Raw genomic sequence first — 22334 nt, forward strand, 5'->3', positions numbered from 1 at the left:
GGTGATGAAAGGTGAAAATAGCAATTATTACAGGAGCTTCTTCTGGATTTGGACGAGAATTTGTACGACAAATTGATAGCTTATATAAAGACCTAGATGAAATATGGGTGATTGCTCGTAGAGTTGACAGATTACACGAGTTAGAAACAAGAATTATGACAAAAATACGTGTTTTTGGTGGGGATTTACTTGGAGAAGAAATTTATAACGACCTTTCAAATGCACTTGCTGAAGACAAACCGAATGTTCGAATGCTTGTAAATGCTGCTGGTTTTGGAAAAACAGGAACGGTAGAAGAAATTGATGAAAAAGTACAATTAGAAATGATTGATACAAATTGCAAATCCTTGACAAAAATGACAATTACTTGTCTTCCATATTTGGAAAAAGGAAGTCGTATCGTAAATATTGCTTCAGCAGCCTCTTTTTGTCCGCAACCATCGTTTGCTGTATATGCAGCAACAAAGTCTTATGTATTGAGTTTTAGTAGAGCTTTGGGTGCAGAATTAGAGGAACGAGGTGTTTATGTTACTGCTGTTTGCCCGGGACCTGCCAAGACAGAATTTTTTGATATTGCAGGGATGAGTGCAAATATATTAAAGAAGATGACTATGGCAAAACCTGAAAAAGTAGTTAAACAGGCGCTTGTAGATGCAAAAAATAAAAAGGAAATTTCTGTTTACGGTAAGGCAATGAAAGCGGCAAGAATTTTAACAAAAATTCTTCCACATCGATTTGTAGTGAAGATAATGAAACAATTTTAAGAGGCAGGCGAAACAAAATGAAAATAGCAAAAGGGAATGCCGGTTATATACAATCAAAGAAAAAATGGGAAATTACAAAAACATGTATCGAATTTGGTATGGTTATTATTGTATTTTTCACAGGATATTTAACAACAAAAACAAGATTGAATTTATTGACGGTGGCAGCAGTTCTTGGTTGCCTTCCAGCAGCAAAAGCATTAGTAGGAGTAATTATGCTTTTCCCTCATCAGAGTATGCAAAAAGAAAAGGTAGAAGAAATTGAAAAAAAAGCATCTAAACTTGTAAAAGCTTATGATATGATTTTAACTAGTTATGAAAAAATCATGCCGATAGATAGTATAGTTATTTTTGAAAATGTTGTATGTGGGTATACAAGCGATAATAAAGTGGATGTAAATAGTACAGCATCCTATATAAAAAAAATGCTTGGAAATAATAAATATGATAAAGTATCTGTGAAAATTTTTGCAGATTATAAAACATATTTGACGAGAGTAGAAGGTATGCAAAACATGGCAGAAGTAGAAAAAGAAAGTTCATTGGAACATGAAGAAGGAATAAAAAGAACTATATTGAGTTTATCAATGTAAAAGAAAGGAAAAAAGATGCAAGAAATTCAAATTTCAGCAAATGAAGCAGGGCAACGTTTGGACAAACTCTTAGCAAAATATTTGAATGAAGCGCCAAAAAGTTTTTTATATAAAATGCTTCGTAAAAAAAATATTGTTTTAAATGGAAAAAAGGCAACTGGAAATGAAAAACTTTTGACAGGCGATTGTGTGAAATTATTTTTATCAGATGAGACGATAGAAAAGTTTTCTAAAGAAATTAAAATGTATAAGGTAAATACAAATTTAGATATTCTTTATGAAGATGAAAATATTTTACTTGTTAATAAACCAGTAGGCATGTTGTCGCAAAAAGCAGAGGCAAAAGATATTTCTTTGGTTGAATATTTGATGTCTTATTTAGTGGAAACGGGACAGTTAACAAAGGAAAATTTAAAAAGTTTTAAACCATCCATATGCAATCGGTTAGATAGAAATACAAGTGGACTTGTTGTATGTGGAAAGAGTTTAAGAGGTCTTCAAGTAATGGGACAACTATTTAAAAATAGAAGTTTAAAAAAGTATTATCGTTGTATTGTTTCCGGAAAAGTAGTAGATAAACAGTATGTAAAAGGTTATCTTAGTAAAAACGAAAAGAAAAATCAGGTAATAGTAAGTGATACGTATTTTCCAAATAGTCAAGAAATTGAAACGGAATATACTCCTATCCAGCAGTTGAAGGAAGGAACTTTACTAGAGGTACATTTGATTACAGGAAAAACCCATCAAATTCGCGCTCATTTAGCATCACAAGGTCACGCAATTATAGGTGATTATAAATATGGTGATAGAGAAATCAATAATAAATATAAAAAAGAATATCAGTTATCACACCAACTATTACATGCCTACAGGATAGAAATGCCAAAAATGGAGAAAGAGTTTTTGCAACTTTCTCAAAAAGTATTTATTGCACCTTTGCCTGAGCAATTTAAAAAAATAGTAGAAGGTGAGAATAGATAAATGGGAACTTGGAATTCGAGAGGGCTTCGAGGTTCTACCTTAGAAGACTTTATTAATAGAACGAATGAAAGATATTTGGAAAAAGGGCTAGCGTTAATACAAAAAATTCCAACGCCAATTACTCCGGTAAGAATAGATAAAGAACATCGGCATATTACTTTGGCATATTTTGAACAACAAAGTACGGTAGATTATATTGGAGCAGTGCAGGGAATCCCCATTTGCTTTGATGCAAAAGAATGTGGTTCAGACACATTTCCTTTACAAAATATACATGATCATCAAGTTACATTTATGAAAAATTTTGAGAAGCAGGGTGGAATTGCTTTTTTACTGATTTATTATAGTGAAAAAAATATTTTGTATTATATGCGTTTAAAAGAGTTGTTACAATACTGGCAGCGATCCTTAAATGGAGGGAGAAAAAGTTTTCGATTTGATGAATTAGATAGAGAGTTTTTTTTGCCTCTTTCTAATGGTTGTTTTGTTCCATATTTAAATGCTATACAAAAAGATTTGGATATGAGGGAAATCTCTGATTAGATAGGAGAAAAATATGAGTTATAAAAGACTAATTCCATGTATATTTATATATAATGGAAAAGCGGTAAAATGGTTTCAAGATAAAGATGTTGTTTCTGAAAATGTAGTTGAATTAGCACAATATTATAGCGAACAAGGTGCTGATGAATTGCTTGTGTTTGATTTATCTGATAGCGATGAAGAGCATACGGAATCCATAGAATTAATACAGAAGATAAATAGAGTGATTCCTATACCAATGATTGCTGGAGGAAATATAAAACGATTGGAAGATGTAAAAAGGCTATTATATACAGGTGTAAAACGTGTCATGTTAAATTTTTCAAAATCAGATATGTTTTCATTAGCGCAAGAAGCATCAAATCGATTTGGAAAAGAAAAGATCGCAGTTTCTTTAAATGATTTTGATGCATTATTTAAGCAACAGCAATTGATTGAAGAATATAGTAGTGAATTGATTTTTATGCATCGGTTAGATTTGAATTCGGTGATGAATATAACAAATATTCCATGCATTATTGTGACCGATACAGAATCGGAAGAAGAGTTATTTAATATACTTAGATGTCCAGGGGTAAAAGGACTTTCAGGTCGATTTGTAAGCAATGTAAAAATGCAATTATCTGATTTTAAAGATAAGTGTGCGGAAAGGGATATTAAAATAACTTCTTTTGAAAGTCTTATGGATTTTTCGGAATTTCATATTCATACAAATGGGAGCATTTCTGTTATTACACAAGATTATAAAACAGGAGAAATTTTGTCTGTACGAAAAATGAATCGAGAAGCTTTTGAAACAACTGTTAAAACGGGGAAAATGACTTATTATAGTCCGGATTTAGATTGTATAGAAAGTAAGCAAAATCAATATGTAAAATCTATGACGGTTAACGAAACTAGAGATACCTTACTTGCCAAAATTGATTTTCGAGAAAAAACAGAAACATATTTCACACAATCTTTAATTGGAAGTGATGAAAGCAAAAAAGATCCTATGCAAATATTTGAATATGTATATCAAACCATTTTGGATAGAAAACAGAATCCTAAAGAAGATTCATATACTACATATTTATTTGACAAAGGACTTGATAAAATTTTAAAAAAAATAGGTGAAGAAGCAACGGAAATTGTAATTGCTGCTAAAAACCCAAATCAAGATGAATTAAAAAGTGAATTTGTAGATTTCCTATATCATGCTATGGTGCTTATGGTAGAAAGAAATGTAACTTGGGAAGAGTTGACAGAAGAAATGGCAAAACGATAAATTCTAAAAAACGAAAGAGGACATATACTTTATTAGGAGTATATGTCCTTTTTGTTGTGGTTTTAGAAAAATGCGAGAATGGAGATGAAAAAATGAATGAAGTTGAAAGAAGGAGACGGCAACTTTTGGAGGAAACAAGAAAAAAATATGGGGATTCAAAAATGGTTCCCGCAATTCATCCACGATATGGATCTATTTATTCAGATTTGTATGAAGAGAAGGAAGAAAAAAGTAGTGGATTATTTTTGCGAATAATTATTGCTGTTTTGTTATTTGCTTTATTTATAGTGATGGATTACAGTGGAGAAAAAGTAGCTAAGGTTGATAGTAAACGAATTGTGGAAGCGATACAGGAAGAAATGAGTGAATAAAGTTGCAGTTTGCAAAAGAGATTTGTATAATGAAATATAAGTGAAAATGCATTTTATAAAGTACGAATTGAAGGAGAGAATACAATGATTTATAAAGAGTTTAAAGATGGAATTCAATTATCTAGATTGGGAATGGGAACCATGCGATTACCTATTTTGGATAAAGATAATACGAAAATTGATTATGAAAAAGCGACAAAATTAATTGACGATTGTATGAAAAAAGGAATTAATTATTACGATACTGCATACATTTACCACGGTGGAAAATCTGAAGAATTTCTAGGAAAAGCATTAGCCAAATACCCACGTGAAAGTTATTACATAACTGATAAATATAATTTTCAAGCAGAACCTGATTACCGAAAACAATTTAAAGAACAATTGTTACGTTTAAATGTGGATACAATAGACTTTTATTTACTTCACAGTATACAGGATGCATTTGCAGATGAGATGGTTGGAAATGGGTGTATTGAATATTTTGATCAGATGAAAAAGGAAGGAAAAATCAAATATTTAGGCTTTTCTTTTCATGGTTCTCCAAAAGTAATGAAAAAATTATTACCGTTGTATTCGTGGGATTTTGTACAAATTCAATTGAATTATTATGATTGGTATTTTGAAGATGCGAAAGAGTTATATGAAATGCTTGCTGAAGCTAGTATTCCAGTTATGGTCATGGAACCAGTACATGGTGGATTATTAGCAAATTTAACAGAAGATGCAGTAAAAGAATTGCAAAAATTGAATGGGAAAAAATCAATTGCTTCGTGGGCGATGCGCTGGGTGATGGATTTGGATTGTGTACAGGTTGTGTTAAGTGGAATGTCAGATCAGAATCAAGTGGATGATAATGTAAAGACATTTTCAGAAGCAATTCCTTTGACGGAAGAAGAGAAGGGAAAAATTGAGAAGGCTGCAGAAATTCAACATGCAGCAATTACGATACCATGTACAGCATGTAATTATTGTACGCCAAATTGTCCTAAAGGACTAGATATTCCTAAATTATTAAAGTGCTACAATGAAGCAAAGGTTGGTGGTGCATGGAGAGTTCGCTATTTGAAAAATTTACCTCAAGCGAAAGGACCATCAGGTTGTATAGGATGCAAAGTCTGTACAAAACATTGTCCTCAAGGATTTGATATTCCTAATTATATGAATGAGTTATCTGAAATGCTAAAAAATTTATAGAACTATATAATTCAATAAGAATTAAAATAAAAGACAGTGTTTCTAGTAAGAGACACTGTCTTTCGTGTTTGCTTTTATTTTGCGTTTAATGTACAATTTTCGAAAGCTTTGGTTACTGGGACTTCAGCACATATAGAAGCGTTTTCAATCTCGATAGAATATGTTTTGTGAATTAAACAATTTACAGGGTCTTCTGTGGCAATAACTATAGCAAGACGATGTCCTGGTTCTATAGTGTATCTTGTTGCATTTAGATATATATGGTAATCGTGATAGTCTCCCTTTTTCAACTGAATACTATTTGTTGCTGTTTCGGGTTCATATCCTGCTTCAGGATTACAAAGATCTGCAAAAGCACGTGTAATAACTCGATAATTTTTGTGTACAGTAGAAAATTCCACTTCATCAAATGCAGGAAGATCTCCACCATTTATAATTCCTTGTTCCTTTACTGTAACTACTGGCACAATATTTCTTTCAGGATCTACTGTTTGAATACTATCAAATTTTTCGTCACAAACATCACAAAGAAGAACTGTAATTTCGACATCATCCATTTTTCCGGAGATTGCAGAAGAACCGAGTTTCATTGTGAGAGTATCTGCATCATTTCTATTTTCAGGATTAAAATCATTCGCTGAATCACCATCTTTTAAAGCTGCTTTTAAATTAACACAAACAGTACCTTGTATAGTCATAGCTTCTTTAAACGGAGCAGTGAGATAGCGCTTGTTCATATTAGTGGATTTCTGTGCTACAACATCATCAAAATTTTCTGCACTAATATTTGCATTTTCCCAGTGAGTATCAATGATAGTTACACCCGACTCTGCGCTTTCTAACTTCATGTTATATTTTGTTGTCCAAGACTCTTCTGTTTCCCAATTTTTCTGATTTACATTATCTTGTGCCAAGACTGCAGGCATATTTTCGGCGTTATTCTCTATATCGTATAGATAATGGGAAATCCATTCGTTTACAATATCATCATAAAATTTTCCGTCTATAAGAATCCCATAATTTTTGTTTGGCATAGTAGGGGTGATATGCGGTCCTTGATGGATAAGAGCTTTTACAGTTTGACCAGATTTTTCAAAAGCTTTATGCATCATTTCAAATTGTTTTGTAGAAACATTTTCGTCATTTAAACCTTGTACAATTAATGCACTACATTTGATTTTGTCTGCGTTAAGTCTATAGTTTCCAGTTCCCCAAAAGTCTTTATCATAATCAAAGCCACATTTAAGTTGTTGGAGACTTAATTCATGATGAAATGCTGCAATATCATCAAGTTCTTTTTCTGTTAAAGTTGTATCATTATAACGGCTAGAACAAAAATATGCAAGAAAACTATTCAGCATTTCTTTAGGCCAATATCGTTGTGCACCTTGTTGATTTTGTTGGCTATACCAATCAGAAATTCCTGCAACAGGAACAATCGTTTTAAGTCCTTCTACACCTGTTGTTGCCACTGCAAATGGCATGGTTCCAGCATAAGATCTACCTGTCATGGCAACATTACCGTTTGACCAATCTGCTTTAGTTGCAGTTGTACCTTCACGGTCTGCATAAGCAATACGATCTCCGTGTAACCATTCAACAACAAATTTAAAAGCATCTCTTTCATAGTCAGAACCCACATAATTAAAGCCATCTGAGCCTAATGCTCCAAAACCTGCACTCACAATTACTGCAAAACCACGTACAAGATAGTAGTTAAAATTATCAAGGTTTTCATATACCATACTGTCGTTATTACCTTTATCAGGATAATACCAGTCAGCAGGATTCGATTTTAGAGAAAGATCCATAGAGCTGATATAGTCCGTAGGAATACGAGCAGGGACTACTTTAGCAAGGTCATCGAAATCAAATTTACGATATTGTGTATCTTCGACTTCTTTCATGTGTTCATAGCCATCTGCTTGTACACCAGCGCAGTATGGGCGAGCTTCGAATAAAGAAGCTGCTTTGTAGTTACCTTCTACAGCGCTACGAGGAACTTGAACAAGAACTTTTATAAGGTCTCGTTTTCCATCTCCGTCCATATCGTAATCAGATTCAACATAGACACAATATCTTATAATTGAAGATGTAGATGGATCATAAATTTCTTTGGTTTTTCCATCGGTAAAAGGAAAAACAGGTTGTGCTAATCCATTTTCGAAAATTGGCACAGTACTATAATTTGTGTTTGTCATAATGCCCTCCTCATTATTAAAATAATAATAAATTATAATTTTAAAATGTATTTTACTAATATTATAGATAGTATTTTTAACAGTGTCAACGTTTGTAAAAGAGTATAACTATCGCATCAATAGTTTTTGGATGGTTCTATATTCAACCTCATTTTCAGGGGATGCAACATAGTTTATATTAGAAAAGTCTTTGTTTGCATATATAAAATCGTAAAATATACTCTCTTCGTGTTTTGCAATAGTTTGTTGAATATGTTTAATATCATTATCGTTCATTTCGATTGTAATAGGAATGATTGTATTGCTTTTGTCTAAATCTAAAGAGTTTATTACCGTTTCAAAGTGTTTTTGTACAATAATGATACAGTTTTTTCTATCCTTTAAAAAATCTTTATGTTCGATGCTAAATAGAAGAGGTAGGATGGTAATTCTTTTGTTTGAAAAATTCCGTTCAAGATATAATCGTATATTTTCAAGATCGACAACCAACCCGGATACAATAAAAATGGAAATAGGCTTCATAAACTGCTGAAGGATTGATTTTACCTTGAGAGATAAACAAAATAAATGTTTTTTGTTGATGTCATATTTGATTTGGTTTTTGGATTTCCATGTGTCCAAAAGAGGTTTCAATAAATTAAATAATGTAAGATCTATTTGATCTTTTTTTCTATCATCATAAAAATCATTGTCTGGAATAATGCAATGAAGTTCAAATAAAAAGGTTTTATAAAAAGCGATTAAAGTTGACAATAATGCCGGAGATTGTGTTATTATTTCACCAAATTTTTCATGAAATGTTTTTACTAAATCATAAAATGCAGTGTCGGAAAAAATAATGTTTCGCATTTGAAAAAAATTATCATAGGACCAAATATCATTAAACACACAATTACTAGTAGTACAGTAAGCTAAATAGATATATTCAAAATCATTTTCTGAAAATGCAATATGAAGTTTAGGTTCGATTTCTGATTTTAAAGAAAGTTTAATTTTTTCATAAATAAAAAAATTTTTTAATTCGGAAAATGTTTTGTTACTTGGAATGTTAACAGAATAAGATTTTCTTTTCCACGCAAGAATGAGCAGAATTTTAAAGTAATCATATACAGAATATGTTTGTCTAAGAAAATCTATATCAATAGCTTGATTTGTAGATGTAATATAATTATCAGCGAGAGAAAGAGAAGTTTCGTCTATTTCACAACAATTAAATCCATATTTACAGTATAAAAGGGCAATCAAAAAGCGTATTCTATACTCTTCTCCCATAATGTGAGTTCCTTTTGTACTCAATCCTATACTATGGAGATATAGATCACATTTTTGTCGAATACGATATGCACTTGATTTAGTTAAAAAATTCTCATCTATAAATTTGGAGAAAGGAATATTTTTATCATTGGTAATTAAAAACTTTAAACAGTGTAACATACTAGAAGATTTATAGATTAGATGAATTAAAGATTTTAAATTGCAATGGGTATCCAATGCAAGGGAATAGTAATTTTTTCCTTTGCTGATTTTGAATATATTTTCAAAATCATTATTGAGTTCATCAATAATGATATCAACTCTTGAAAGACTCAAATTAAGGGTTGAGCAGAGTTCATTGTTAGAAATGGTATTTTGTAAATACATAGTATTTATAATTTTTAGTTTGTGCTGTATGTTAGTTTCTAAAAAAGAATCGAGCATAATTTATTTACCTTTCATAAAAAATTATATATATTCTGTATGAAATATATATTATAAATTAAAGTGTAAATGAAATCAATATTTTGGGAAAATGTATTGGAATTATAAATTTGTATATTGATTTCAAATGGGAAAAAGATGAAACAAGGATTCATAAAAATGAAAATTTCCCAAAAACAAGATTAAAATGATCACATTTTTGGGAAAAAGTGAATGATATGTATGATATAATAACAAGAGAATACAAAGATTAATAAATATGCAATAAATTCCATTAAAAATGCATATTAAATACATAAAAGTATTGAAAATCTTACTAGATAAAAGTATTCTTGGTATAGACAAGAGGAAATCTCTTGTAATAAATATAAGGAGTGAAGAAGTATGAAGGCAAAAAAAGTGTTAGCCATGGGATTAGCAGTAATGATTGGAACTGCAACGGTTGCATCAGGGACTCAATTTTCTGTAATGGCACAGGAGAATGTAGAAAAAGAGCAGACAGTTGTAACCGATAATAATGTGGCGGAACAACAGAAGTTAAAAGATGAAAAGGGAGAAGAAACACAATCTGCTTTGAAAAATCTAGAAGCCGAACAAGAAAAAACGGAAAATAAGGTTGATTCTGAAGTGGTAAAACCGGAAAAAGAGAATGTCAAAGTAGAAGGAATAGCACTTGATGAAGCTCATTTTCCAGATGAAAGTTTTCGTGGAGAAATCTCTAAGAAAGTTGATAAAAATCAAGATGGTGTATTATCAAATGAAGAAATAAAGTCATTGAATACTTTGAGAATAACAGATGCAGGAGTCAAAAATATAAAGGGAATTGAGTATTTTACGGAAGTAACTGATTTAACAATTAAAAAGACATCTCTATCTTCTTTGAAGCTTACAGGATTAGGTAAATTGAAATTTGCTTCTATTGAAAGTAATTTAAAGTTGACAAGTATTGATATTTCTAATCATAAAACAATAAGCAAAATAAGTTATTACGCAAATCCAAAATTAAAAACTCTTGATTTTAGAGGATGTAATAATTTAAAGATAGGTTGGCATTCTGATAATCAAGAAACGGTATATCTATCAGCAGGAATGACTCAATATATTGGATGTGATGTGGTTAAGGAACATACAGGAAATATTGTAATTGATCTTGATAATCTTTATACAATAAATCCTGATGGAAGTAAGAGTGTTGATTTAAGTAAGATTATTTCATCAAAGTTGATTTCGGTATTAGCAAAAGAAAAGCATCCATCATTTAATGAAAAAACAAATATATTAACAATTCCAGCTGGAGAAAAAACAACAGTATTACAAGCAGGAAGGGATAATTCAGGGAAACCTACGCGTTGGACATTCCATACAGATATTGTAGCTGTAAATGACTGTACAGTAAAATTCAATAGTATGGGTGGAAGTCTTGTAGAAGATGAAATAGTTGAGAATGGAAAGATGGTAAAAAAACCACAGGATCCAGTGAAAGAAGGGTTTGTTTTTAAAGGTTGGTATACAGAAAAAGATTATAAAAATCAGTATGATTTTTCTTCTGCGGTACTAAATGACATTACTCTATATGCAAAATGGGAGAAAGCAAATAATGAAGTTCCTGTTATTAATGCAAATAATTTGGTATTAACAGTTGGAGATTCTTTTGATCCATTAGCAAAGGTAACGGCACAAGATAAGGAAGATGGTGCAATTAAATTAACAAAAGAAAATGTTATAGCAAATGATGTTAATACTTCTAAAGTTGGAATATATCATGTGACTTATAAAGTGGCTGATAGCAATGGGGCGATTGCTGAAAAGACAATCACTGTTACAGTGAAGGAAAAAGAAGTATCCTCTGTACCAAAAACAGGAGATTTATCAGCTATTGGGGGATTAGGATCTATGCTTGTAGGTTCATCTGGAACTTTGGCTGTTTTATTAGGAAAGAGACGTAAAAAGAAATAAATTTTAAAAGAAAATGTTGGAGTTGGATTTTTATAAATCCAACTCTTTCGTTGATTTTAAGAGGTTATTTCATAGAAATAAAAAGAATAAAGAGAATAGAATCTTTAAAATGTATTGCCAAAAATACTGGGATTTTCGTTAAAACGAAAAAGTCAAGTCTTTTATTAAAAAAAAAAATGATGTAGAATAAGCAAGCGAACACAATATGTAGTAATTAAAAAAAGTACTTTGCAATATATAGTACGAAAAGTAAAGAGGGATATCATGGATCAGTTTAATTTAAGAGTTATTAAAAGAAATGGCGAAGAAGTAAGTTTTGACAGTAATAAGATAATTACTGCAATTGAGGCAGCTAATGAAGAGGTAGAACCAATCTATCAACTTAATCAGTATCAGATTGCTGCGATTGCACATAAGATTGAAAATCAAGTTCAAAAATTTACACATGCTGCTAATGTAGAAGACATCCAGAATATGGTTGAAACAGGAATTATGGAGATGAGAGGATATGAAGTTGCACAAAAATATGTAAGATATCGCTATAAAAGAGAACTCACTCGTAAATCTAATACTACAGATGATGGGATTTTAGCTCTTATTGAACATATGAATGAAGAAGTTAATCAAGAAAATTCCAACAAAAATCCTGTTATTAATTCTACACAGCGAGATTATATGGCTGGTGAGGTAAGTAAAGATCTTTCAAAGCGTATATTACTTCCGGCAGAAATTGTGAAGGCTCATGAAGAAGGAATTATTCATTTTCATGACTCGGATTATTTTGCTCAAAAAGAACATAATTGTGATTTGATTAATCTTGAGGATATGCTTCAAAATGGAACCGTTATCAGTGAAACTATGATTGAGAAACCACATAGTTTTTTTACGGCGTGTAATGTTACAACGCAAATAGTTGCACAGGTTGCAAGTAATCAATATGGAGGACAGTCATTTACTCTTGCGCATCTTGCTCCATTTGTTGATATTAGCCGAAAAAAAATTAGAAAAAATGTTATTGAAGAAAGAAAAGAATGTGGAGAAAGCCTTGACGATGAAATTGTTACAAAAATTACGGAGCGTCGTTTGAAGGAAGAAGTTAAAAGTGGGATTCAAACAATTCAGTATCAATTAATTACTTTGATGACATGTAATGGACAGGCTCCATTTGTTACAATATTTATGTATCTAGACGAAGTAGAAGATGGACAAACGAGAGAAGATTTGGCACTTATTATTGGAGAGGTTTTAAAGCAAAGAATGCAAGGAGTTAAGAATGAAAAAGGCGTTTGGATTACACCTGCTTTCCCGAAACTGATCTATGTTTTAGACGAAGATAACATTACAGAAGATTCCAAATATTGGGAACTTACAAAACTCGCTGCACAATGTACTGCAAAACGTATGGTTCCAGATTATATTTCGGCTAAAATTATGAAAGAATTAAAACAAGGAGAAGTTTACCCATGTATGGGATGTCGTTCTTTCCTTACAGTGGAAGATTCCCAAAGAAAACCAGATGGAAGACATAAATTCTATGGAAGATTTAATCAGGGAGTTGTTACAATTAATTTGGTAGATGTAGCCTGTTCCTCTGAAGGAAATATGGATAAATTTTGGGAAATTTTAGAAGAAAGACTTGAACTTTGCCATAGAGCACTTCGTTGTCGTCATGAAAGACTTCTTGGGACAATTTCAGATGTTGCACCTATATTATGGCAATATGGAGCAATCTCAAGACTTAAGAAAGGAGAAGTTATTGATAAACTTCTTTATGATGGTTATTCAACAATCTCTCTTGGGTACGCAGGTTTATATGAAATGTGTGTAAGAATGCTTGGGAAATCTCATACGGATATAGAAGCGAGACCATTTGCAATGGCTGTTATGCAAAAATTGAATGATAAATGTGCACAGTGGAAAGCGGCGGAAAATATTAGTTATTCTGTATATGGTACACCAATGGAATCTACAACATATAAATTTTCTAAATGTCTTCAGAGACGTTTTGGAATCATAAAGGGTGTTACGGATAAAAACTATATTACAAATAGTTATCATGTGCATGTTTCAGAAGAAATTAATGCATTTGATAAGTTAGAGTTTGAATCTGAATTTCAGAAACTTTCTCCAGGTGGAGCGATAAGCTATATTGAAGTTCCAGATATGCAACAAAATATTCCAGCAGTACTTAGTGTTATGCAATTTATTTATGAGCATATTATGTATGCTGAATTAAATACAAAAAGTGATTACTGTGAAGAATGTGGATATGACGGTGAGATTATTATTAAAGAAGAAGAAAATGGAAAGCTTGTATGGGAGTGTCCTAATTGTGGAAACAAAGATCAAAACAAGATGTTTGTGGCTAGAAGAACTTGCGGATACATAGGTACACAATTTTGGAATCAAGGTAGAACACAGGAAATTAAAGATAGAGTTTTACATCTATAATGAGGAGAAAACATGAATTACGGAAACATAAAAAAATATGATATAGCAGACGGACCTGGAGTTAGAGTCAGTTTGTTTGTTTCCGGGTGTACACACCACTGTAAAGGATGCTTCAACTCGGAAACATGGGATTTTAATTATGGACAGCCATATACAAGTGAAACAGAGAAAGAAATTTTAAAAGCAATGGAACCGGGATATATTTCTGGATTTACACTTTTGGGGGGAGAACCTTTTGAACCGGAAAATCAAAAAGTGCTTGTGGGACTGTTGAAAAATATAAGAGCAAAATTTCCCAATAAATCAATATGGTGTTATACAGGATATACGTATGACGTTGATTTGATTAAAGATGGAAAAGTGCACATAGATGTTACAGATGAAATGTTATCTTATATTGATACCTTAGTTGATGGAGAATTTGTTGAAGATAAAAAAGATCTATTACTTCAATTTAGAGGAAGTAGCAATCAAAGATTAATTGATCTTAAGAAAATGAGATAGATAGAGTAAAATATTTCAAAAATCTTGACATTTCATTTGAAAAAGAGCATACTAAAATAGTTTTATAGAAACGGGAGCTTGTAAACAGGCTGAGAGTAAGGTGTGACCTTAGACCGATAACCTGATTTGGATAATGCCAACGTAGGGATACTAAGATGTGTGTATTGCGGAAGTCATCGGATCAGGTGGCTTCCGTTTTTGTGTTCCTTTTAAGGGAACAGCAACATCTCGATTAGTTTCGGGCGGATAGGAGGGGAGCGCCTTTTATCTTGTACATAGCAGCGATGGGAAGCCGTGTTCCGGCGTGAGAGGAAACCAGTAAGTTTTGACCGACATTCTTAGGCAGAGGGGATTCTCTGCATTTTTGAGAACGCTGCAGTTGCTGACGTTCTCGCATAGAAAGGAAGAGATAAAATGAAGAATCAAAATGTAAAAAAAATATGTGTAGCAGGAATTTTGTGTGCTGTAGCAGTGGTTGGAAGTTTGTTTTCGATTCCAGTTTTTGGTAGCAAATGTGCTCCAGTACAGCATATGGTCAATATTCTTTGTGCTATTTTGCTCGGACCGTGGTATGGCGTTGGAGTTGCGTTTGTTAGTAGTTTTTTACGAAATCTGATGAGCTTAGGTAGTCTTTTGGCATTTCCAGGTAGTATGTTTGGAGCTTTACTTTGTGGAGTGGTATTTTGGAAAACGAAAAATACATGGTTGACTTATTTGGCAGAAGTGTTTGGGACAGCAGTGCTAGGAGGGCTTAGTGCATATCCTATTGCAATTGCTTTCATGGGAGGTTCAGCTGGAAACATAGCATTTTATGCGTATATTATACCGTTTCTTATTTCAACTGCAGGAGGGGCTATACTTTCTGCGTTTGTTGTGGAATCGCTGAAAAAGACAAATATTATTTCTAAAATAAATTCATAAGGAGAAAAAGGATGCTGAAAAATATAATGGATTCTGTGAGGGAAAAAAGTCCTATTGTCCATAATATTACAAATTATGTGACTGCTAACGACTGTGCAAATATTTTATTGGCTTGTGGTGCTTCTCCTATTATGGCAGATGATTTGGAAGAAGTAGAAGAAATTACGACAATTTGTCATGGGCTTAATATTAATCTTGGAACATTAAATTGTCGTACGGTTGAATCTATGCTATTAGCAGGTAAAAAAGCTAATCAATTGGGACATCCGGTAGTATTAGATCCTGTTGGCGTAGGAGCATCTGTTTTTCGAACGAAAACTGCTTTTTGTTTATTGGAAGAAATTCAATTTGATGTAATTCGAGGAAATATTTCAGAAATAAAAACTTTAGCCAATGGCAAAGGGACTACGAAAGGAGTAGACGCAGATATCGAGGATGTTATAACGGAAGACAATTTGATGCAAACTGTTACCTTTGCTAAAGAGTTCTCAAAAAAATGTGGTGCAATTATTGCGATTACTGGTGCGATAGATATTGTTGCAGATAGTGAAAAAGCTTATTGTATTTATAATGGTCATCAAATGATGAGTAGCGTTACAGGGACGGGGTGTCAACTTTCGGCTATAACGGCAGCATATGTAACTGCTAATCCTAAAAATAAATTAGAGGCAGTTGTGGCGGCGATTTGTTCTATGGGAATTTGTGGGGAAATTGCTTATAATAGACTTTCTTCCATGGACGGAAATGCTAGTTATCGTAATTATATTATTGATGCGATATATCATTTAGATGGAGAAATATTGCAAAACCGAGCAAATTATAGAATATTGTAAAGAGAGGGAATACACATGAATTGTAGTAAAGAGATGATGCTTTTATATGCTGTGACGGATAGAAGTTGGGCTGGAAAACAGACTTTGTTGGAACAAGTGGAATGTGCCTTGAAAGGTGGTGCTACTTGTATTCAGTTAAGGGAAAAGGAATTAGGAGAGGATGAATTTTTATCAGAAGCTTTAGAAATAAAGCAATTATGTCAAAAATATCATGTACCGTTATTGATTAATGATAATGTAGATATAGCAGTGCGATGTGGTGCGGATGGTGTCCATGTTGGACAATGTGATATGGAAGTTGGGAAGGTCCGTTCGCTTTTAGGCGATGAAAAAATTATAGGTGTGTCTGCTCGAACAGTGGAACAAGCGCTTGCAGCTGAAAAGGCAGGAGCGGATTATTTAGGAGTAGGAGCTGTATTTTCGACTAAAACAAAATTAGATGCAAACACAATTTCACATAAAACTTTACGAGATATTTGCAATATAGTTAAAATTCCTGTAGTTGCGATTGGTGGTATTAATAAAGAAAACATTCCAGAACTTTCTGGTTCTGGTGTGGATGGCGTTGCTTTGGTATCAGCAATCTTTGGAGCGATAGATATTGAAAAAGAATGTGAAATTTTGTCTATATTATCTAAGGAAATGATTAAAAAATGATACGAGGAGCTATTTTCGATGCAGATGGAACTTTATTAGATTCCATGTCTATTTGGGATACCATTGGTGAGGATTATCTTCGTTCCATTGGATATATACCGAAAGAAGATTTATCTGAAACTTTTAAAACTTTTAGTTTATATCAAGCAGCTTGCTATTATCAAAAAGAATATGGGGTTCCTTTCTCTACTGCTCAGATTATAGATGATATTAATAAGATGATTTCATTTTTTTATCGAGAGCAAGTACAATTGAAGCAAGGAGTCGAGGCATTTTTAAGCGATTTACAGAACAAGGATGTGGTAATGTGCATTGCAACTGCTACAGATAGTAGTTTAATAGATGTTGCATTAAAACGTTGTGGTATTCGGAATTATTTTTCTAAAATATTTACTTGTAAATCTGTAGGGTATAGTAAATGTGAACCAATAATTTACAGAGAGGCTATGAAACATTTGGAAACATTGAAAACAGAAACAGTTGTTTTCGAAGATGCATTACATGCTGCACAAACAGCCAAAAATGATGGATTTTCAGTGATAGGCGTATATGATTGTTCTGAAAATCAGCAAACAGAATTACAGGAAACTGTTGATTTTTATCTAGAAGATTTTTTGAATTTTGATTCTTTTTGGAAGTATATTTCAAAGTGATTTGAGAGTTTAGCATAGTAGAGAAAAAACTTTCGAAGGCATAATAAAACAATACGAAAAGGAGAATAAGAATGAAAACGGCATTATCAATCGCAGGAAGTGACTGCAGTGGCGGAGCAGGTATTCAGGCGGATCTTAAAACAATGACTATGAATGGGGTTTATGCCATGAGTGCTATTACTGCACTGACAGCACAAAATACAACTGGTGTTACATCTATTTCGGAGGTTACACCTGAATTTTTAGAACAACAAATAGATGCAGTCTTTGAGGATATTCGTCCAGATGCTGTGAAAATAGGTATGGTTTCCTCAGTACAACTTATTAACACTATTGCAAAAAGACTTCGTTTTTACAAAATGAAAAATATTGTGACAGATCCAGTAATGGTTGCAACGAGTGGAGCTAGACTTATTGCGGAGGATGCGATAGAAACATTAAAGAAAGAATTATTACCTATAGCTTCTTTAGTAACACCGAATATTCCTGAAGCTGAACTCTTGTCAGGACAAACGATTCAGAATGAAGAGGATATGATTTCTGCTGCTCGAATGATTGGTGAAACATATCATTGTGCAGTCCTTTGTAAAGGGGGACATAGTATTAATGATGCGAATGATTTGTTGTATGTAGAGGGAAAAGCAGTGTGGTTTCATGGAAAACGAATTCCGAATTCAAATACACATGGAACAGGATGTACCTTGTCGAGTGCTATTGCGGCAAATTTAGCAAAAGGATATGATCTTGTTGATTCGGTTAAATTGGCAAAAGACTATATTTCAGGTGCATTGGAATCTATGTTGGATTTGGGAAAAGGAAGCGGGCCTATGAATCATGCTTTTAATTTACAAGGGAAATATGCAAGGGAGGCGAAATAAAATGGAAGAAAAACGCACTTCTCTATTTGAAAATGGTTTAATTTGGTTTGGTGCAGGTGTTTCCATTGCCGAAATTTTGATAGGAACTTATTTTGCCTCGTTGGGATTTTCAAAAGGATTGTTAGCTATTATTATTGGGCATATTATCGGTTGTATTTTATTATTTTTTGCAGGAATTATTGGTGGGATAGTACGAAAAAGTTCTATGGAAACTGTAAAAAGAAGTTTTGGACAAAAAGGTAGTTTACTATTTTCTGTTGCGAATATTATACAACTTGTAGGATGGACTGCCATTATGATTTATGATGGAGCGAAGGCTGCTAATGGTATTTTTCATACAGGAAGTTGGATTTGGTGTTTGGTGATTGGAATCCTCATTATTATTTGGATACTTATTGGACTTCAAAGTTTAGGAAAGGCAAATACAGTTGCTATGATAGCTTTATTTGGTTTAACGATTGTTCTTTGCTATGCAATTTTTGGAAAGGGGTCTGTGCATCCTATAGCAGAAGAAACGCTTTCTTTTGGTGCGGCAGTGGAACTTTCTGTTGCAATGCCTCTTTCATGGCTTCCTTTAATTAGTGATTACACTAGAGAAGCAAAATCGCCAATAAAAGCAACAGTGGTAAGTGTGACTATTTATGGAGTGGTAAGTGCTTGGATGTATGTAATTGGCATGGGTTCTGCTATTTTTACAGGAGAATCAGATATTGCGAAAATTATGCTAAATGCAGGATTAGGGATTGCAGGACTTTTGATTGTTGTATTTTCTACAGTAACAACTACTTTTTTGGATGCGTATTCTGCTGGTGTTTCCAGTGAATCTGTATTTTCTAAAATGAATGGTAAATGGTTTGCTGTTGGAACAACAGTTGTTGGGATTATATGTGCCATGTTCTTTCCTATTTATAACATTACGGATTTCTTGTATTTTATTGGTTCGGTATTTGCACCTATGATAGCTATTCAAATTGCAGATTTTTTTATTATAAAAAAAGACAGTAGTAAAACAACTTTTAACGTTAAAAATCTAGCGATTTGGGTAATAGGATTTGTGATTTATAGAGTATTGATGCGTGTTGATATTTTGGTGGGGAATACTTTGCCAGATATGGTAATTACAATCTTAATTTGTGTGGTTGTCCATCAAATCACAAAAAATAAATAGAGTATAGAAGGATATAAATAGCAGTCATATATTTTGAAGTATGACTGCTTACTTTTTGTTGGATTGGTATGAGTGAAAAAAATATATATCCACAATTATATTGGAAATTCGGAATACCTGAAATAGAAAAAGATAGTAGTTTATATATAGATATGATATTATTAACTAAATGAGAACAGTAGGGAGGACGAAGGATGATTTTAACGATTGAAATAATAGGTTTATGTATCATTTTTTTCTTGGTGTGTTTTTGTGGAACCGGTACAGATGCCAGAAATTTAAAAAATTACTCATCTTATCCTGATGAAGTCCAGAATAGAATAAAGAGTAGTGTGCGATATCAGGGAAAATTCAAGGAAACGAACAAAAGTATTGCATTTATATTGAACTTTATATTGTTTTTCTTTGTTTTGTTCATGTGTGGATTATTTATTAAAGAGAATAATTTTATACACAATTTTATTTGTTTGAGTATCATAGGACAAACATTGAATGTTTTTGATTTACTTGTTATTGATCTTTTATGGTGGAGGAATACAAAACGTATTCGGTTTTCAGAAATACCAGAAAAGCCACTCTATCAAAACCCAAAGAAACATATTGAATCATTTGGAAGAGCATTTGTTATGTATCAATTAATTGCTATGATAGCAGGATATATATTAACAAATTTAAATTAGTAAAGTGGAGGAATATTCAAATGAAATTAAAAAATATTTTGATTGTGGTTAAAGATATTGAAAAGTCAAAACAATTTTATCATGACTTATTTGGTCTTGATATGGTACTTGATCATTTTGGAAATGTTATTTTAACGGAAGGCTTGGTGCTTCAAGATGAAAAAATATGGAAGGAATTTTTAGAAAAAGATATGGTTCATAAAAATAATTGTTGTGAATTGTATTTTGAAGAAAAAGATATAGAAGCGTTTGTTGAAAAGTTAGATAATTTATATCCTTCAATTGAATATGTGAATAGGCTTAGATCATACGATTCTGGGAAAAAGATTCTCCGATTTTATGATTTAGATGGAAATTTGATCGAAGTAGGGACGCCTATATAATTAATTGTTTTTTAATAAATCTTATATTGACAAATTTTTTGTGCAATCATATAATTAACAATGTTAATTTAAAAGGAGGATTATATGATTGATTGGATAAAAATGTTGATTATGCATCAAGAATTGAATCAATTTGCTAGAGTGATGTTAGCACAGAAGCAAAAACAATTTTTAACCTCTAGTGAAAGAGAATTATTGGCTTGGATTTATTTAACAAAAAGCAACTGTACCCCTTTATATTTAAGCAAAGTAAGTGGGATGAAAAAAGAAGCCGTTAGTCGTTGCTTAAAATATTTGTTTGAGAAAGGATGTATTCAGAGAGAAAAGAAATGTACAGATGAAAGAAGTTATTCTCTTTTATTGACAGAAGAAGGAAAAAATGCTTTACAAAATGATTATGAAATTATGCTTCAAAAATTCTATGATTTATATAGAGAAATGGGAGATGATTTTACAGAATTATTTGAATGCATTTCTAAAGCGAATAAAATTTTGGCGAAAAGGAGAGAAAAACATGAGATTTTATGATATTCTTCAACTTGATCCTAAAGTAATAAAGGATTTAATGCATAAAAGTTCAACGAAAAATGAAAAAATAAAATTAGGTATAGGAATGTTTGTACGTTCTGTATTAATTGTGTTGTTTGCAATTGTGTTTATTTCAACATTATCAACGGTATTTGGTAGTGAAAACAGTCCTATGGCTGTTGCCATGTTTTGTATACTATTAGGTATTAGATTTGTTGATTTTGGATATTGTATAAGAGACGAATTGATAGCGTTAAGTGTTTCATTTTTGCTTTTACTTATTTCACCGGTGTTAGCTTCTTCAACATTTCCGTTAATAGGATTTTTTATTAATGTAATATCCTTTTTTGTTATTTTGTTTCTTACTTGCGATAAACCTGAAATGGGAAATGGAGGGTTGTTTAGTTTTGCGTATATCTATCTATCTGGAAATCCTGTTTATGGAGAAGCACTGATGAAAAGATTTTATCTTACCTTAACGGGATTAGTGATCTGTGGAGTTATTTTTTATATAAAGCATAGATCAAAACATAAAAATATTAGTTTTATAGACATAGTAAAACGAGCTAAAAGCACCGATTTTAAATATCAATGGATGTTTAGAATGGCCGTAGGCGTAAGTGCAATATTAGCACTTGGAATGGCTTTTGATGTTGAAAGATTTATGTGGGCTGGATTTGCATGTGGTTCATTACTTTCGGATTATTCTCAAACACCTAGACTGAAGGAGCGATTTACGCAAAGACTTATAGGGGCTGTGACCGGTTCTGTGTTGTTCTTCTGTGTGTATAGTATGCTTCCTATCGAATTACATGGTATTATTGGTCCGTTAGGAGGGTTTTGCTTAGGATTTTGTGCGGACTATAAATATAAGACAGCAATGAATTGTTTAGGAGCATTGATGATAGCATCTGATCTTTATGGTTTGAAATATTCCATTTTTTTACGAATTTCTAATAATATAATGGGAGTTATTTTCGCAGTTGTATTTTATTATGTATATGAACGTTTTTTTGCGATGAAATTTAATGTTATAAATCAAACGACGCAAGATAGTAATGTAGAATAGTATATTCAAATAAAAATGTCTACCTTTGGTATGAGGTG

General features: G+C 32.2%; 22 protein-coding genes and 1 riboswitch. Of the genes, 20 read left to right on the top strand and 2 right to left on the bottom strand.

Translation table 11 applies throughout. From position 1 onward, the window contains the following. Nucleotides 1-11 precede the first annotated feature (11 nt). The 7 genes from ACY2U7_RS07955 to ACY2U7_RS07985 all read left to right on the top strand — a co-directional run bounded on the left by ACY2U7_RS07955 (nucleotide 12) and on the right by ACY2U7_RS07985 (nucleotide 5716). Entirely contained in the window at nucleotides 12-764 is a 753-nt protein-coding gene (locus tag ACY2U7_RS07955) for an SDR family NAD(P)-dependent oxidoreductase (protein WP_461813220.1), read from the top strand. Between the two features lie 17 nt (nucleotides 765-781). After that, nucleotides 782-1357, top strand: coding sequence for a hypothetical protein (locus tag ACY2U7_RS07960; protein WP_461813221.1), 576 nt, complete (start codon nucleotides 782-784; stop codon nucleotides 1355-1357). Nucleotides 1358-1372: 15 nt separating this feature from the next. Then, on the top strand, nucleotides 1373-2338 hold the full coding sequence (locus ACY2U7_RS07965) for an RluA family pseudouridine synthase (protein ID WP_461813222.1): 966 nt from the start codon (nucleotides 1373-1375) through the stop codon (nucleotides 2336-2338). Beyond that, nucleotides 2339-2881 carry a Holliday junction resolvase RecU gene (locus ACY2U7_RS07970; protein ID WP_461813223.1) on the top strand — a complete coding sequence of 181 codons (543 nt, stop codon included), beginning with the start codon at nucleotides 2339-2341 and terminating at the stop codon, nucleotides 2879-2881. 13 nt (nucleotides 2882-2894) lie between these two features. Beyond that, on the top strand, nucleotides 2895-4148 hold the full coding sequence (gene hisE, locus ACY2U7_RS07975; protein ID WP_461813224.1) for a phosphoribosyl-ATP diphosphatase: 1254 nt from the start codon (nucleotides 2895-2897) through the stop codon (nucleotides 4146-4148). Between the two features lie 92 nt (nucleotides 4149-4240). Beyond that, entirely contained in the window at nucleotides 4241-4519 is a 279-nt protein-coding gene (locus ACY2U7_RS07980) for a hypothetical protein (protein WP_461813225.1), read from the top strand. An 84-nt stretch (nucleotides 4520-4603) separates the two neighbouring features. After that, a complete protein-coding gene (locus ACY2U7_RS07985) occupies nucleotides 4604-5716 on the top strand; it encodes an aldo/keto reductase (RefSeq protein ID WP_461816196.1) in 1113 nt (370 codons plus the stop codon). 74 nt (nucleotides 5717-5790) lie between these two features. On the opposite strand, the gene ACY2U7_RS07990 is transcribed toward ACY2U7_RS07985, so the two are convergent. Together ACY2U7_RS07990 and ACY2U7_RS07995 are read right to left on the bottom strand one after the other, a co-directional pair. Further along, nucleotides 5791-7917, bottom strand: coding sequence for a CocE/NonD family hydrolase (locus ACY2U7_RS07990; protein WP_461816197.1), 2127 nt, complete (start codon nucleotides 7915-7917; stop codon nucleotides 5791-5793). A gap of 108 nt (nucleotides 7918-8025) precedes the next feature. Beyond that, nucleotides 8026-9615, bottom strand: a complete 1590-nt coding sequence (locus ACY2U7_RS07995; protein WP_461813228.1) for a helix-turn-helix domain-containing protein — start codon at nucleotides 9613-9615, stop codon at nucleotides 8026-8028. Between the two features lie 384 nt (nucleotides 9616-9999). Here ACY2U7_RS07995 and ACY2U7_RS08000 point away from each other — a divergent pair, with 384 nt between their 5' ends. From ACY2U7_RS08000 to ACY2U7_RS08060, 13 genes are all read left to right on the top strand, one after another. Further along, entirely contained in the window at nucleotides 10000-11571 is a 1572-nt protein-coding gene (locus ACY2U7_RS08000; protein ID WP_461816198.1) for an InlB B-repeat-containing protein, read from the top strand. 264 nt (nucleotides 11572-11835) lie between these two features. Beyond that, nucleotides 11836-14022 carry an anaerobic ribonucleoside-triphosphate reductase gene (gene nrdD, locus ACY2U7_RS08005; RefSeq protein ID WP_461813230.1) on the top strand — a complete coding sequence of 729 codons (2187 nt, stop codon included), beginning with the start codon at nucleotides 11836-11838 and terminating at the stop codon, nucleotides 14020-14022. A 12-nt stretch (nucleotides 14023-14034) separates the two neighbouring features. Continuing rightward, on the top strand, nucleotides 14035-14526 hold the full coding sequence (nrdG, locus tag ACY2U7_RS08010) for an anaerobic ribonucleoside-triphosphate reductase activating protein (protein WP_461813231.1): 492 nt from the start codon (nucleotides 14035-14037) through the stop codon (nucleotides 14524-14526). 60 nt (nucleotides 14527-14586) lie between these two features. Beyond that, a riboswitch (TPP riboswitch) is annotated at nucleotides 14587-14691 on the top strand. A gap of 249 nt (nucleotides 14692-14940) precedes the next feature. Beyond that, a complete protein-coding gene (thiW, locus tag ACY2U7_RS08015; protein WP_461813232.1) occupies nucleotides 14941-15447 on the top strand; it encodes an energy coupling factor transporter S component ThiW in 507 nt (168 codons plus the stop codon). 11 nt (nucleotides 15448-15458) lie between these two features. Continuing rightward, nucleotides 15459-16280, top strand: a complete 822-nt coding sequence (gene thiM, locus ACY2U7_RS08020) for a hydroxyethylthiazole kinase (RefSeq protein ID WP_461813233.1) — start codon at nucleotides 15459-15461, stop codon at nucleotides 16278-16280. Between the two features lie 15 nt (nucleotides 16281-16295). After that, nucleotides 16296-16937, top strand: a complete 642-nt coding sequence (gene thiE, locus ACY2U7_RS08025) for a thiamine phosphate synthase (protein WP_461813234.1) — start codon at nucleotides 16296-16298, stop codon at nucleotides 16935-16937. Then, nucleotides 16934-17590 (top strand): HAD family hydrolase, encoded by a 657-nt coding sequence (locus ACY2U7_RS08030; RefSeq protein ID WP_461816199.1) that lies wholly within the window; start codon nucleotides 16934-16936, stop codon nucleotides 17588-17590. The genes thiE and ACY2U7_RS08030 overlap by 4 nt, the downstream gene beginning before the upstream one ends. Before the next feature lie 71 nt (nucleotides 17591-17661). Continuing rightward, the gene (gene thiD, locus ACY2U7_RS08035; protein ID WP_461813236.1) at nucleotides 17662-18468 is read left to right on the top strand and encodes a bifunctional hydroxymethylpyrimidine kinase/phosphomethylpyrimidine kinase; all 807 of its coding nucleotides are present in this window, start codon (nucleotides 17662-17664) and stop codon (nucleotides 18466-18468) included. 1 nt (nucleotide 18469) lies between these two features. Further along, on the top strand, nucleotides 18470-19636 hold the full coding sequence (cytX, locus tag ACY2U7_RS08040; RefSeq protein WP_461816200.1) for a putative hydroxymethylpyrimidine transporter CytX: 1167 nt from the start codon (nucleotides 18470-18472) through the stop codon (nucleotides 19634-19636). A gap of 194 nt (nucleotides 19637-19830) precedes the next feature. Continuing rightward, a complete protein-coding gene (locus ACY2U7_RS08045) occupies nucleotides 19831-20316 on the top strand; it encodes a hypothetical protein (RefSeq protein ID WP_461813238.1) in 486 nt (161 codons plus the stop codon). A gap of 20 nt (nucleotides 20317-20336) precedes the next feature. After that, complete coding sequence (locus tag ACY2U7_RS08050; protein WP_461813239.1) at nucleotides 20337-20699, top strand: VOC family protein; 363 nt, start codon at nucleotides 20337-20339, stop codon at nucleotides 20697-20699. Nucleotides 20700-20783: 84 nt separating this feature from the next. Beyond that, nucleotides 20784-21227 carry a hypothetical protein gene (locus ACY2U7_RS08055; RefSeq protein WP_461813240.1) on the top strand — a complete coding sequence of 148 codons (444 nt, stop codon included), beginning with the start codon at nucleotides 20784-20786 and terminating at the stop codon, nucleotides 21225-21227. Beyond that, a complete protein-coding gene (locus tag ACY2U7_RS08060) occupies nucleotides 21214-22296 on the top strand; it encodes an FUSC family protein (protein WP_461816201.1) in 1083 nt (360 codons plus the stop codon). Before ACY2U7_RS08055 ends, ACY2U7_RS08060 begins: the two co-directional genes overlap by 14 nt. Nucleotides 22297-22334 lie beyond the last annotated feature (38 nt).

This window comes from Faecalimonas sp. (assembly GCA_029264305.1).
GTDB lineage: Bacteria > Bacillota > Clostridia > Lachnospirales > Lachnospiraceae > Faecalimonas.